The sequence below is a fragment of the Halomonas sp. BN3-1 genome, from assembly GCF_003056325.1.
Taxonomy (GTDB): domain Bacteria; phylum Pseudomonadota; class Gammaproteobacteria; order Pseudomonadales; family Halomonadaceae; genus Halomonas; species Halomonas litopenaei.
The window spans coordinates 298,609-312,710 of the sequence record NZ_PYVV01000001.1 but is presented as its reverse complement, the minus strand read 5'-3'; the positions used below and the strand labels follow the sequence as shown (position 1 = coordinate 312,710).

11 protein-coding genes are annotated in these 14,102 nt (G+C 66.3%); 6 read left to right on the top strand and 5 right to left on the bottom strand.

The window, feature by feature from the left end; all coding sequences use genetic code 11:
• The first annotated feature begins 75 nt into the window (after positions 1-75).
• Positions 76-1,797: a proline--tRNA ligase gene (locus C9F12_RS01400; RefSeq protein WP_108447716.1), complete on the top strand. Its 1,722-nt coding sequence runs from the start codon at positions 76-78 to the stop codon at positions 1,795-1,797.
• A gap of 163 nt (positions 1,798-1,960) precedes the next feature.
• Here C9F12_RS01400 and ccoM read toward each other — a convergent pair whose 3' ends face one another.
• The 3 genes from ccoM to rfaH all read right to left on the bottom strand — a co-directional run bounded on the left by ccoM (position 1,961) and on the right by rfaH (position 3,341).
• The gene (gene ccoM / locus C9F12_RS23080; protein ID WP_286985057.1) at positions 1,961-2,074 is read right to left on the bottom strand and encodes a cytochrome c oxidase subunit CcoM; all 114 of its coding nucleotides are present in this window, start codon (positions 2,072-2,074) and stop codon (positions 1,961-1,963) included.
• Positions 2,075-2,269: 195 nt separating this feature from the next.
• The gene (locus C9F12_RS01395; RefSeq protein ID WP_108447715.1) at positions 2,270-2,776 is read right to left on the bottom strand and encodes a peptidylprolyl isomerase; all 507 of its coding nucleotides are present in this window, start codon (positions 2,774-2,776) and stop codon (positions 2,270-2,272) included.
• Positions 2,777-2,798: 22 nt separating this feature from the next.
• Positions 2,799-3,341, bottom strand: a complete 543-nt coding sequence (gene rfaH, locus C9F12_RS01390; RefSeq protein WP_045994239.1) for a transcription/translation regulatory transformer protein RfaH — start codon at positions 3,339-3,341, stop codon at positions 2,799-2,801.
• Positions 3,342-3,556: 215 nt separating this feature from the next.
• Between rfaH and C9F12_RS01385 the strand changes: the two genes are divergently transcribed.
• Positions 3,557-4,933, top strand: coding sequence for an MFS transporter (locus C9F12_RS01385; RefSeq protein ID WP_108447714.1), 1,377 nt, complete (start codon positions 3,557-3,559; stop codon positions 4,931-4,933).
• A 214-nt stretch (positions 4,934-5,147) separates the two neighbouring features.
• Here the strand turns inward: C9F12_RS01385 and C9F12_RS01380 are convergent, their stop codons facing one another.
• Together C9F12_RS01380 and C9F12_RS01375 are read right to left on the bottom strand one after the other, a co-directional pair.
• Complete coding sequence (locus C9F12_RS01380; protein WP_108447713.1) at positions 5,148-6,989, bottom strand: SEC-C domain-containing protein; 1,842 nt, start codon at positions 6,987-6,989, stop codon at positions 5,148-5,150.
• Between the two features lie 68 nt (positions 6,990-7,057).
• On the bottom strand, positions 7,058-8,302 hold the full coding sequence (locus C9F12_RS01375; protein ID WP_108447712.1) for an AarF/ABC1/UbiB kinase family protein: 1,245 nt from the start codon (positions 8,300-8,302) through the stop codon (positions 7,058-7,060).
• A gap of 206 nt (positions 8,303-8,508) precedes the next feature.
• Between C9F12_RS01375 and C9F12_RS01370 the strand changes: the two genes are divergently transcribed.
• From C9F12_RS01370 to C9F12_RS01355, 4 genes are all read left to right on the top strand, one after another.
• Positions 8,509-10,443: a DNA topoisomerase III gene (locus C9F12_RS01370; protein WP_108447711.1), complete on the top strand. Its 1,935-nt coding sequence runs from the start codon at positions 8,509-8,511 to the stop codon at positions 10,441-10,443.
• The gene (locus tag C9F12_RS01365) at positions 10,440-11,453 is read left to right on the top strand and encodes a 2-dehydropantoate 2-reductase (RefSeq protein WP_108447710.1); all 1,014 of its coding nucleotides are present in this window, start codon (positions 10,440-10,442) and stop codon (positions 11,451-11,453) included. Before C9F12_RS01370 ends, C9F12_RS01365 begins: the two co-directional genes overlap by 4 nt.
• 377 nt (positions 11,454-11,830) lie before the next feature.
• On the top strand, positions 11,831-12,487 hold the full coding sequence (locus tag C9F12_RS01360; protein ID WP_162816356.1) for an outer membrane beta-barrel protein: 657 nt from the start codon (positions 11,831-11,833) through the stop codon (positions 12,485-12,487).
• 334 nt (positions 12,488-12,821) lie between these two features.
• Positions 12,822-14,075: a M20 family metallo-hydrolase gene (locus C9F12_RS01355; protein ID WP_108447708.1), complete on the top strand. Its 1,254-nt coding sequence runs from the start codon at positions 12,822-12,824 to the stop codon at positions 14,073-14,075.
• Positions 14,076-14,102 lie beyond the last annotated feature (27 nt).

Below are 14,102 nucleotides of genomic sequence, written 5' to 3'. Positions count from 1 at the left end.
CCATCGACGGGACAGCCTGCTGTCCTGCTCGCCTCCAGCGCTTACCAGACTCGATGTGAAGGAACCTGCGGACCCATGCGCGCCACCGAACTTCTGATCAGTACCCTGAAGGAAACTCCTGCCGACGCCGAGGTCATCAGCCACCAGCTGATGCTGCGCGCGGGCATGATTCGCCGCCTCACCTCCGGCCTGTACACCTGGCTGCCGCTGGGCCTTCGCACCCTGCGCAAGGTGGAGCGTATCGTGCGCGAAGAGATGGACCGTGCCGGCGCCCAGGAGCTGCTGATGCCGGCGGTGCAGCCGGCCGAGCTGTGGCAGGAGTCGGGCCGCTGGGAGCAGTACGGTCCGGAACTGCTGCGCCTGAAGGATCGACACCAGCGTGACTACTGCGTCGGCCCGACCCACGAAGAGGTGATCACCGACCTGGTACGCAAGGAGATCGCCAGCTACAAGCAGCTGCCGGCCAACTTCTACCAGATCCAGACCAAGTTCCGTGACGAGATCCGTCCGCGCTTCGGGGTCATGCGCTCGCGTGAGTTCATCATGAAGGACGCCTACTCCTTCCACCTGGACGAGGCCTCGCTCAAGGACACCTACCAGAAGATGTACGACGCCTACGTGCGCATCTTCACTCGCCTGGGTCTCGACTTCCGTCCGGTGATCGCCGACAACGGCTCCATCGGCGGTACCGGCTCCCACGAATTCCACGTACTGGCCGACTCCGGCGAGGACGATATCGTCTTCTCCACCGAGTCCGACTACGCCGCCAACATGGAAAAGGCCGAGGCCCTGCCTGCGCCCCTGGACAGCGATGCCCGCCGCGCCGAGCCCACCGAGGAGCTGAGGCTGGTCGACACCCCCAATGCCAAGACCATCGCCACCCTGGTCGAGCAGCACGGCCTGCCCATCGAGAAGACCATCAAGACCCTGATGGTGCACGGCCACGAGGGCGGCCTGGTGGCGCTGCTGGTGCGCGGTGATCATGAGCTCAACGAGGTCAAGGCCGAGCACCTCGAGGAGGTGGCGACGCCGCTGACCATGGCCAGCGAAGAAGAGATCCGCGCCGCCGTGGGCGCCGGCCCCGGCTCCCTGGGCCCGGTGGGGCTTGAGATGCCGATCGTCATCGATCGCAGCGTGGCGCTGATGAGCGACTTCGGCGCCGGTGCCAACGTCGACGGCAAGCACTACTTCGGCATCAACTGGGAGCGCGACGTGGCCCTGCCCAAGGTCGCCGACCTGCGTAACGTGGTCGAGGGTGACCCATCACCCGACGGCAAGGGCGTGCTGTCGATCAAGCGCGGCATCGAGGTAGGCCACGTGTTCCAGCTCGGTCGCAAGTACAGCGAGGCGATGAATGCCACCGTGCTGGGCGACGAAGGCAAGGCGGTTCACCCCTGGATGGGCTGCTACGGCATCGGCATCACCCGCGTGGTGGCCTCTGCCATCGAACAGAACCACGACCAGGGCGGGATCATCTGGCCCGACGCCATCGCCCCCTTCCATATCGCCATCGTGCCGATGAACGCCCACAAGTCCCAGCGCGTGCGCGAGACCAGCGAGCGCCTGCACGACGAACTCAGCGCCGCCGGCTTCGACGTGCTGCTGGATGATCGTGATCTGCGTCCCGGCGTGCGCTTCGCCGATCAGGAACTGATGGGCCTGCCCCATCGACTGGTGGTGGGCGATCGCAGCCTCGACAAGGGTGAGCTCGAGTACAAGGGTCGCCGTGACAGCGAGGCCACCATGGTGCCCGCCGACGAGATCGTCGAGTTCCTCAAGCAGCGCATCGCCCTTTAAGGCCCCGCGTGGCGCGCCGCGGCTTGTCGCGGCGCGCCTGGCAGGCGGATGGAATTCAGGCGAGTTCAGGTGCGCTCAGGTGCAATAAAGCAAAAAAAAACCGACCCCGAAGGGTCGGTTGAAAAAGGGGGATGACTCCCCCTCCCCTGACGCTGGTTGACGACTATCGCTTGCGACGGTGAGCGTCGCGGATGATAAAAGCGATCCAGCCGGCCATGAAGGCCACAGAGAGAGCGACGGCACCCAGCCCGAAAATGACGGCGTTGTCGACGTACATGGCACTGTCCTCCTGTCTCTGTGTCGATGAATTCATGGTACCCGGTCGGCCCTTGAATTGTGCTGACCTGCGTCAAGGGTGACCGCGAGACATCGGCCCGCCATGACGACGAAAAAGCCGCCTTCAAGAGGCGGCTTTTTCGTCGTCTGTGGCACCCTTTCAGCGAGAGCGCCTCCAGCTACCGCTGCCGGGACCCTAGAGGACCTTGCGGTCCTCCACCTCGGAGGCCTCGGTGCCGGGCGGCAGCGGGTGCCCCTTGGCCAGTTCGGCGCGGGTGGCCTGGCGAATTTCGAGCACCTCGAGGCGATACGACAGGGTCTCCCCGGCCAGGGGATGGTTGGTGTCCACCACCACGCTGTCCCCCTTGACCTCTACCACGCTGACGATCTGTGGGCCGGCATCGCCGGGGGTCTGGAAGCACATGCCGGGGCGCAGATCGGTACCGGGAAAGGCCTGGCGTCCCACCTCGCGCACCAGCGACTCGTCGCGCATGCCATAGGCCTCGGCCGGGGACAGGGTGACACTGAGGCGACTGCCGACCTCGGCGTCGACCAGGGCCCGCTCGAGGCCTTCCATCAGGTTGCCGTGGCCGTGCAGATACTCCAGCGGCTCATCGCGCTTCCAGGAATCGTCCAGGACGTCGCCCTGCTGGTTGCTCAGGACATAGTGCAGACGCACCACACACTGGGGAGAAACTCTCATCTCGGGCTCCTTGGGGTCGACATCAGTCCTGGCGCTTGAGCGCGGCGACGGGCATTTCCAGGCGCTGCTGGCGATGCAGCATGTTGAGCAGCACGATCGCCCGCTCTTCGCCCTTGTGGCTCTCGAACACCGCCTTGAGGTCCTTGAAGGGGCCGTCGGTGATCTCCACCGACTCTCCGGCCCGGAAGTAAAGCTGGCCAGGATCGTCGTCCTTGGCTTCGCCGTGCTGGCGCAGCAGGTCGATCAGCTCATCGCTGACCGGCACCGGCATCGACAGCCCGAAGGTCACGATCTTCAACACTCCGCGGGTCGAGCGAATCGGGCGCCAGTTGCTCTCGACCTGGTCGAGCCGCAGAAACAGATAGTAGGGGAACAGCGGCTCCTCGACCCAGGTCAGCTTGTTGCGGCGCTTCTTCTGCACCTCCAGCACTGGATGAAAGAGCTCGTATCCCTGGTTGGCCAGATGCTCGGCGGCCCGGAACGACTCTCCGCCCTTGCACTGGACCACGTACCAGCGCGGGGTGGCATCGCCCCCCAGGCCCGCCTCGATATTGCTGTGACTCATGTGACTCCTTCCAGACTCAACCACCACCAGCCACCAAGCCGGCAGTATCGCCTGTCATTGACGCGGTTCCCGGTGCGTTGCCGACGACCCTTGATGATCACCGCTGGTATCGCCCCTGCGGCTTTGCAACAATTCGTCGAGCCGCACCGAGATGTTGCGCGCATTTTACCATTCGGAAGGCGGCCTGTGGCCGACCAACTGCAAGGAGGCTATCCATGCCCACCTCGTCCGGCCAGCATCCCTGGGTCGACGCCCTGCGCGTCTACCTGCGATTACCCGTGCTGGCCATGCTGTTTCTGGGCTTTTCTGCGGGCCTTCCCTTTCTGCTGGTGTTCTCCACCCTGACCACCTGGCTGCGTACCAGCGGGGTCGAGGTCGCCGCCATCGGTTTCTTCTCGTGGATTGGACTGCTGTACTCGATAAAGTTCTTCTGGGCACCGGTGGTGGACGCCTTCCGCCTGCCGCTGCTGACCCGCCTGCTGGGCCAGCGGCGCAGCTGGATGCTTGCCGGCCAGGCGCTGATCATGGGCGGCCTGCTGGGCCTTTCGTCACTCGACCCGGCCTCCCAGCTCGGCGCGGTGGCGCTGTTTGCGCTGATGGTGGCCTTCGGCTCGGCTACCCAGGACATCGCCATCGACGCCTTTCGTATCGAGTCGGCCGAGGACGAGGTCCAGGCAGCGATGGCGTCCACCTACATCATCGGCTATCGCGGCGGCCTGATCATGGCCGGTGCAGGGGCGCTGTATCTGGCGTCGGCCTTCTCCTGGCAGGTGTCCTACCAGTGCATGGCGGCACTGACGGCGGTGGGCATGATCACCGTACTGCTGCGTCCCGAGCCGCCGCGCCAACCGCTGGCCAGTCGCCTGGCCAAGGAGCCCCGGGTGCGTGCCTTCCTGCGCGCCAGCCGCGGCCGGCCCGCATGGGTCCGGCGCACCGGCGCCTGGTTGATCGGCTCCGTGGTCTGCCCCTTTCTCGACTTCTTCGGGCGCTTCGGACTGGGTGCACTGGGACTTTTGCTGTTTATCGGCATCTATCGCATCAGCGACCTGGCGATGGCCTCGATGGCCTATCCGCTGTACGTCGACCTGGGCTTCAGCCTCGACACCATCGCCACCGTGACCAAGGTGTTCGGCGTCATCATGAGTCTCCTCGGCGGGCTAGTCGGCGGGGTGCTGGTGGTGCGCTACGGCATCGGACGCATCCTGGTGCTCGGCGCTACGGCCACCGTGCTGACCAACCTGATGTTCGCCTGGCTGGCGCTCAGTGGCGCCCAGCACTCGCTGCTGGTGCTCACTATCGTCGGCGACAATCTCAGCAATGGCCTAGCAAGCGCGGTGTTCATCGCCTTCCTGTCGAGCCTGACCTCGCGGGCCTACACCGCCACCCAGTACGCCCTGTTCTCGTCGCTGATGACGCTGCCCGGAAAGTTCCTGTCAGGCTTTGGCGGGCTGGTGGTGGAGGGCATGGGCTACCCGAGCTTCTTTGTGCTGGCCTCGGCGCTGGGCGTACCGGCCATCCTGATGGCGCTGTGGGTCTGGCGACACCATGTGCGCGAGCCAGGGGATCACGCCGTCAGCCTCGACAAGCCATGACGCCATCGATGCAGTGTGCATAACCAAAAGAGGGCCGACGTTGTCGGCCCTCTTTTTCCATGGTGCTTCAGCGTTCGGCCTCGTACCTGGGGGTCTGAGTAGACCTTCGGCGCTACGCGCCCCCAGGCTCAGCCGGAGCCGTCATCCAGCGCAGGCAGCGATCCCCCCATTGCTGAACCCGCCTTGTAGTACGCCCCTTGAGCGGGGCTTGCGATCAACCGCGCCGTCCGCTGCGCTCTTCCAGCCAGGCCAGCGCGCCCGGTGTGCTGCGCCACTGATCGCGCATCAGGGTACGGTACTGCCAGGCCTCGGCGCGGGTGCCGGGCTCGGCCAGTTGGCCATTGCCGGGGATGGCGCCACGCTTGGGGTTGTCGCTGCAGAGAAGCGCCACCGCGTGGGCGTTGTGGCGCTGGGCGCTCTCCAATGCCAGGGCCGCGTCGTCGAGCTGGCCCAGTCGGTACAGCGCCAGCACCTGCCCCATGTACATGCCCAGCAGCGGCGTCTCGTCATCGGCAGGACCGACCTCCAGAGCCTGGCGGCTGATCTCCAGCGCCTCGTCGTCGCGGCCTTCACGCAGCAACTGGTCGAGCACCAGCTCGCGCAGCCCCAGACTGTCCTGCTCGTCCAGCGACAGCAGCAGCTCGGCCAGTTCCCGCGAGTGCTGGCGGGAGCCACGTTCCATACCCACCACCAGCGCAAGCCCCGCCCGCAGCAGCTGGGCGTTGTCTTCCTGGTCCCACTGGAAGGCGCCGTCGCCACTCTGACGAATCTGCAAAAGCCAGCGTTCGAGACGCTCGGCCAGGGGCTCGAACAGACTCGGCGCCATCCACGGCAGACTGCCAAAACGGCTGGTCAGCGCCAGCGACACCGACTGCAGCACCGCCGGTGAATCAAGCTGTTCGGGGTTGGCACACAGCGCTGGCAACCAGGCTGCGGCATTGAACCAGGGATCTCCGAGAAAGCCCATCGGCGCATCCGGGTCCACGTCGACCTGGAAACCCTCCTGGAAGGCGGCGAACAGCGTGTCCTCCCGCGCCGTGGAGCGATACAGCAACTGCCCATCTTCCTCCACCACCTTGATCGGCGGGGGCGGCGGCAACTCCGCCAGCAGGGTCTGCAGGCCCACCAGGGGCTCGCCGAGATCCTCTTCGGCGCACAGCAGCTGATCGGCCAGAGTGGCACCGGGGTTGTCGGCCAGGTCCGCCAGGAACTGCAGCTGGTCGGGGTCGAGATCACCCTGGCGGGTCAGCCGCCGTAGCCAGAAGCGCGAGCGCTCCATGGCTTCCTCGTCGTGACCTTCGTGCAGCAGCAGCATGGCCTCGATATAGGCCAGCGTCGGCGAATCGGGAAGGGCCTGCTGGGCACGCACGAAGGCCGAGCGAGCACTGTCGAGATCGTCGTTGTCCAGGTGCATCAGACACAGCCGCTCCAGCGCCACGCCACGCAGGAACATCGGTCCCCGCTCCAGCACCTCGTCCAGCAGCGCCTCGCGCTTGCGGTGGAAACCGCGCTCCTGGAAAAGGTCCAGCAGGATCTCGAAGGCGGGCTCGGCCTGTTCCGGCAGGCGCTCCCAGTCGGCATTGTCGAACAGCGACTCGAGGATCTGCTGGGCACGTCCTCGCTGGCCCGATTCGGCGGCGATCAGCCCCGCCTCCAACAGCGCCTGGGCAGGGGCGCGGCCACTGGCCAGGGCAGCCTTCAGCGTCTCCCCTTTCCACTCCCGCAGCGACAGCATCCACATCAGATGAGGCGGCAGGTGACCGGGCAGGCTGACGGCGCCGCAGCACTGCTTCATCTTGCGTCCAGAGTCGCACCAGCAAGGTTCGTTGCGGCCAGGGCGTGCCAGGGTTTCACAGGCGAAGTCGAGACGTGCCAGGGGCGTCTGGGACCACAGCTCGGGAGCCAGCGCCTGGGCCAGGGCCTTGTCACCGCCCACGCAGGCAGGCCCCTCCTCGCGCGCCCAGCTCATCAAGCTCGGATAGCGTTCATCCTGCCGAATGGCTGCCAGGGCGCCCGCGGCAAAACCCAGCAGTTGATCCACCCATAACGCCAGCATCGCTATCTCCCCGAAATTGAAAACGGCACAGTCTAACAGTGCATGCACCGGCTGGGCAGACCCGCGCCTCAGACGGCGTAGGCATCCAGCAACTGTGCACTCCGTGAATGCATGTCCAGGCGCCCCTCGAGCCGCACCAGGTTCCAGTAATGACCATTGAGCGTACGCGCCAGCAACAGCATGCCGGCAGGGGGCTGCAGGCGGTCCAGCGCGCCCCACACCCGGGGGCTCAGCTCGCGCAGACGCCGATGCACCCGTACATCGCCGAAGTCCTGCTCACCGGGCGCGAACAGCGGCGACACCGCTTCCGCGGATTCGCGATACAGCGCCAGCGGCGCGCCCTCTCCCTGTCGACCGCCGAGCCCGCGCACGGCCTCATCCATGGCCATGGGGTCGCCGTCCAGGGTTGCCCCAAGCAGCGCCACCAGACCGGCCAGCCGCTCCCGGGGGACCGCGATCACGGCGCCCAGGTCATACACCACCAGCCGGCCCTGTTCATCGACGGCAAAATTGCCGGCGTGGGGATCGGCGTGCAGTTCATGGTGGGTGAACAGCTCCTCGGTGATCCAGTCCGCCAGGGTGCGCGACACCCGCTGCCGCAGGGCATCGTCGGCACCTTCGAGGTCACGCAGGGGCGTCCCCGGCAGATACTCCATCGCCAGCACCCTTGGACCACTGAGTTCCTTCACGGGCTGCGGCATCACCAGGTCGGGGTGATCGGCATAGCGCCGCCGGTAGCGCTCCAGTGCGTCCGCTTCGGCGCGATAGTCGAGCTCGCGCCGCAGTCCATCGGCGAGTTCGTCGAACAGGGCATCGAGGCGTGCCTGGGACACCTTGAGCCAGCGACCCAGTCGCAGCAGCCTTCTGACCTGCACCAGGTCCTGTTCCAGCACCCGATCGAGCCCCGGGTACTGCACCTTGAGCACCAGGGTACGACCGTCCCGGGTCCGGGCCCGATGCACCTGTCCCATGGAGGCGCTGGCAAACGGCTCGGGCTCGATCTCGTCGAACAGGGCATCGAGGTCGCCGAGCTCTGCCTCAAGCGCCACCTTGATCTCGGCCCAGGGCGCCGGAGCAGCATCCTTCTGTAGCCGGGCAAGCTCTTCGGCCAGGGCCGGGGGCAGCAGGTCATCCCACTGAGACATGACCTGAGCGATCTTCATCGCCGGCCCCTTGAGCTCGGAAAGGCCTTCAAACAGCGACTCGCCGAGCGCCTGCCAATCGGCCTTGCCGCCGATTCTCGAGCGCAGCAGGGTCGATCCGGTACGAGCGGACAACCCGAGCATCCGGCGTGTCCGGCCTGACTGACGCATGCTGCCTCCTGCCCGTACGGGCGCCCTGCAAGATGCTGGCAACGCTGGCCTCACCGGGAGGATAGCGCGTCACAAGACGGTCACCTTACCCGCATCTGCACACAAAAATGATATAGGACTTGTACACTTTTCACTCCATGGTACACCTGGCATCTCATCACACATACTGGAAGAATATCCAGACGATTCACCCGCACCGGTGCGCTATGCGATTGATCATTGCGGAAAAACCGAGCCTGGCTCGCTCCATCGCCGAGGCGCTGCCCGGGGCAGCACAGAAAAAAGACGGCTACCTGTCCGTCGGCGACACCGAGGTCACCTGGTGCCTCGGCCACCTGCTGGAACAAGCCCCACCGGATGCCTACGACCCGGCCTTCAAGCCCTGGCGACGTGACCACCTGCCCATCGTGCCCGGTCAGTGGAAGCTGGTGCCCAGGCCCAAGGCCCGCGGTCAGCTGTCGGTGATTCGTGCGCGCCTGAAACAGGCACGCCAACTGGTACACGCCGGCGACCCCGACCGCGAGGGCCAGCTGCTGGTCCAGGAGGTGATCGAGCACCTGGGCTGGAAGGGGCCCGTCCAGCGTTTGCTGATCAACGACCTCAACCGGCCTGCGGTGGCTCGAGCACTCGGGCGGATCGAGGACAATGCCAGGTATTACCCGCTCTACCGCGCCGCCCAGACCCGCGCCCGCGCCGACTGGCTGTACGGCATCAACCTGACCCGCGCCTGGACCCTGATCGGCCGCCAGGCGGGCCACGATGGCGTGCTGTCGGTCGGGCGCGTGCAGACGCCGGTGCTCGGCCTGGTGGTGCGCCGCGATGAGGAGATCCGTCATTTCACGCCCTACCCCTTCTATGTGCTGTGGGCTCACCTGCGCGTCGGCGCCGGTACCTTGAAGGCCTGGTGGGTCCCCGGCGAGTCCCATCGCCTGGACGACCGCGGTCGGCTGCTCGACGCCGCTCCTGCTCAGACGCTGGCAGAGCGCCTGCCGGGTGCTGAAGGCCAGGTGAGCAGCGTGGACTCCCGTCGTCGTCGCCAGCCGCCGCCCTTGCCTTACTCTCTGTCGGCGCTGCAGGTCGATGCGGCACGCCGCCACGGGCTCTCGGCCAAGGCGGTGCTGGACATCTGCCAGCGCCTTTACGAGCGCCATCAGTTGATCACCTATCCGCGCTCGGACTGCCGCTACCTGCCGCGTGAACACCTGGCGAGCCTGCCGGGCCAACTGGCCAGCGCCTGTCGCGATGACACCACCCTGTCCGGTTGGCTGGCCAACGCCGACATGGGGCTTCGCTCACGCGCCTTCGACGACGCCAAGGTCGGTGCCCACCACGCCCTGGCCCCCACCGGCAAGCCCTTCGTTGCCGAGCGCCTGTCGCGTCAGGAAGCCGACGTCTACCGTCTGATCGCGCGCAACGTGCTGGCCCAGTTCTATCCGGCGCTGGAAACCCAGGAGGTGAAGGCCGAGTTCCGCCTGCTGGACGAGCGCTTCCAGGCCTCCGGCCAGACGCTACTGGTGCCCGGCTGGAAGCCCCTGTTCACCACCCGTGACGAGCCACCGCCGTTGCCGGCGCTGGTCGAGGGCGAGGCCTGTCAGGCACTGGAGGCCCAGGTCGAACAGCGCGAGACGCGCCCACCGGAGCCGTTTACCGATGCCAGCCTGATCAAGGCCATGATGAATATCGCCCGCTACGTGGAGGACCCCGAGGTACGCCGCACCCTCAGGGAAACCGACGGTCTGGGTACCGAGGCCACCCGTGCCGGCATCATCGAGACGCTGCTGGAGCGCGGCTATCTGGTGCGCAAGGCCAAGGCGCTGCGCGCCACACGCCTGGGGGTGGGTCTGATCCACTCGCTGCCCGAAGCGGTCAGCCGCCCGGAGCGCACCGCCCTGTGGGAACAGCGGCTGGAAGGCATCGCCGAAGCCCAGGCCGAACCGGAACCCTTCGTCGCCCAGCTGGTCGAGGACCTTCGCACGCTGGTGGGCAGCGCCGACAGTCAGCGGCTGAGTGCCGCCCTCGGCGCCGCCCAGGGCGAGTCGCCGGAAGCCGGCCCCGCCAGCAAGCGAGGCCGCCGCACCAACTCGCCACGCCGCAGCGCCGGGCGTAAACGCCGCCCCTCCCGTAAAGGCAGCACCACATGACCACACTGATCATTGGTCCCGGCGCCATCGGCCGCCTGCTGGCCTGTCGGCTTGCCGCTGGCGGCCAGAGCGTGCGCCTGCTGGGGCGACGACCGCTGCCGACGATCCAGACCCTGACCTCACCGGATGGCACGACCCAGCGCCTTGAACTGGCCACCACCACCGAGCCACGCCTTGCCTGCGTCGATGTCGACCAGGTCATGCTGACCACCAAGGCCTACGCCGCCAGGGCAGCCTTCGCGGCGGTGGTCGACCATCTGCCTGCCGCCACACCGCTGGTGCTGTGGCAGAACGGGCTGCGCGTGCAGCGACCCTTGACCGATACCTGGAGCGGGCCGGTACTGTGCGCCTCCACCACCGAGGGCGCCTTTATCAAGGCGGACGACAGCGTCGTCCACGCCGGCCAGGGTCAGACCGTCATCGGTCATCTCGACGGTGGCCTCGACGGCCATCCAGGCGAAGGCCACGGCCCCCACACCCAACCCCTCCGGACTCACGCCCTCCAGTCCCAAGCCCTCCAGACCCAAGCCCTGGCCAGTTCGCTGGCCACCACCCTGAGCGCCGCCGGCCTGGCCACCGAGGCGGTGGACGATATCGCCACCCGGCTGTGGCACAAGCTGGCGGTGAACGCCGCCATCAACCCCCTGGTGGCACGCTACCGACTACGTAATGGCGAGCTGCGCGGGCATCCTTACCGCGACATGGTCGACGCCACCGTCGACGAGGTGGCGCAGATACTGGCGGCACTGGAGATTCCCGCTCCCGCCATCGACGTTCCCTCCATCAACATTGCTGCCAACGACGTCAACGATGGCAACCGCGCCTGGCGCGCCCTGGTCTGGCAGGTCATCGAGCGGACCGCCGCCAACCGTGCCTCGATGCTGCAGGATATCGAGGCAGGCCGGCCCACCGAACACGACGCCATCCTCGGCCCGCTGCGCGAGGCCGCCACACGCCTGGGCCTCCCTTGCCCCCAGCTCGACGCGCATTGGCGCTTTCTGAATGCCTGAAACGAGCAAGCCCAGGCTGGCGGTACACAAAAGCGATTGCTATTTTAACGGTTGGCAGTGATTCGACTCCCACCTGAATATCGACTCGAATCACCTTGCCGGGCCGGCCCTCGAACAAGTCCGTGTCCCTGCATACGGTCTTGCCCTTGTGAGCCATGTTCACTACGAGCTGCGTTCACACTGCGCCGTGTTCTCAATCAGCCTCGTTCAAAACTCGTTCAAAATGAGCCGCGTCAAGATTGAGAGCCAAGGTGAGAGCTGAGGTTGCTGAGATTTAAGTTGGCTGAGTCTAGAATTGAGAGCCGAGCCCTTGAATAAAACCGAAGCATGATCGATCAGGTGCCACCCGCGGAGGCTATTCCGCCAGGACAACCATGATGACTGCTTGTCGCTTGCCCTCTCTCCCCGCTCGACGCCCCACGTCGCACACCTTGCTGGCGGGCCTGCTTGCGGCCCTGACCCTTGCCGCCTTCTCGGCCCCTGTCCTGGCGAGCGAAGACGCTGCCGACCCGCTGGCCGACAATGACGCTGCCCACTCGGCCACCCCGGCCTTCTCCGGCATGGGCCAGGAAATCGTCAGGCTCGACAGCGGCGTCCTGGTGCAGGGCGACAAGGTCCACACCCCCGACGGCTACACCTCCGGCTTCCGCCTGACCGCCGGCATGGCGCCACAGCAGGAAACCGGCTGGGACCTGGGGGCCGAGCTGCGCTATCGACAAAGCGATGACGTACCCATGTCTTCCAGCGACAGCCAGCATGTCCAGGACGTGACCAGCCTGGGGGGCAGCCTGGTCGCCGGCTTCCGTGTCGGCCACTTCGGCGTCTACGGCAAGACCGGCATGGCCCAGTGGGTCAGCGATCCGGTCACCGGTCGCAACACCTTCGATTCCACCAGTGGCTCCACCCGGGTCCAGGGTCTCGGGGCCCGCTGGATGACCCGCAGCTGGATCGGCCAGGTCGAGTTCGAGGAGGTCAATGACCCCGAGCTTGAGCATCTGAATATGATTACGGCCTCGTTCCACCTCCCCTTCTAGGGCTTGTCTGAAAAGTGCCTGCGCTCGGTAATACGGCGTTAAAAATCGGCTGGTGCGCCAGCCCGGTCAACATGCTCATTTACACCCCGTAAACTGCGCTGTCTCACCGATTTTTGCCTTGTCTAACCTTCGCTCGTCGACTTTTCGGACTGAGCCTAGCCCCGCCGGCAAACCGAGTCGAAATCGACTCACTCGCGTTACACGCAGTGACTCTTGACGTCGCCTTGCGCCATATCTCATCTTTATGCGATTGTTTTAAAGACATTTTTCTGAATACGGCATGAGAATAGCTTTGTGGTTTGGCATAACACCAAATCACAAGGAATCTCCTGCCATGTCATCGATCCCCCACCGCTCCATCGATATCGACGCCAACCGCCTGTGGGACAGCCTGATGCAGATGGCCGAGGTCGGCCCTTCCCCCAACGGCGGCAGCCGCCGCCTCGCCATGACCCCTGAAGATGCAGATGGGCGCCGCCTGCTGCTGGACTGGGTCGAGGCGCTGGGCTGCACCTGGCAGCGTGACAAGGCCGGCAATCTGTTTATCCGGCGTGCCGGACGCGAGGACCACCTGCCCCCGGTGTCCATGGGTAGCCACCTGGACACCCAGCCGCTGGGCGGACGCTTCGACGGCGTGCTGGGGGTACTGGCGGGCCTGGAGGTGCTGCGCAGCCTTCACGACAACGCCATCACCACCCGCCGACCGTTGTCATTGATCGTCTGGACCAACGAGGAAGGCAGCCGCTTCGCCCCGGCCATGGGCGGCAGCGGCGTCTGGACCGGCCGCCTCGATGAGGCGACCTTCTTCGGCGCCAGCGACAGCAAGGGCGTCACCCTGGGCGAGGCCATCGCGGCCTGCGGTGAGGCCGGCGATCTGCCCCTGGGCGAACCCGAACTCGACGCCTACTTCGAGCTGCACATCGAGCAGGGCCCGGTGCTCGAGGAGCAGGGCCATCCCCTCGGCATCGTCACCGGGGTCCAGGGCATCCGCTGGTACGACCTGAGCCTGCGCGGTCAGTCGGCCCACGCAGGCCCCACGCCGATGAGCTATCGCCGTGACCCATTGCTCGCCGCCACCGCCATGATCCAGCGCATGCGCGAGGTCGTCATGGCGGATCCGGACGGCGCTGCGCGCCTGACCGTGGGCGACTTCCAGGTGGTCGAGCCCTCGCGCAACGTGGTCCCCGGCGAGGTCCGCCTGCTGCTCGACCTGCGCCACGTCAGCGACGAACGCCTCGATGCACTGGATGCCGAACTGGAACGTCTGGCCAGGGACGCCGCCGACGTCGAGGGCGTGGAGCTGACGTTCGAGCGCCGCTGGCATTCTCCGGTCACCCCCTTCGACGACGCCCTGATCGACTCCCTGCGCGAGGCCGTCAAGGCGCGCGAGCTCGATGCCCCCTGCATGATGAGCGGTGCCGGGCACGACGCCGTGCACCTGTCCCACGTCACCCCCACGGTGATGATCTTCGTGCCCTGCCGCGACGGCATCAGCCACAACGAGGCCGAATACGCCGAGCCTGAGCACTGTGCGCTGGGCACCCAACTGCTGTGCGACGCGGTGCTGGCACGCGCCGAGCGCGACTGAGATCGCCATCAGCGCCTTGAACAACTC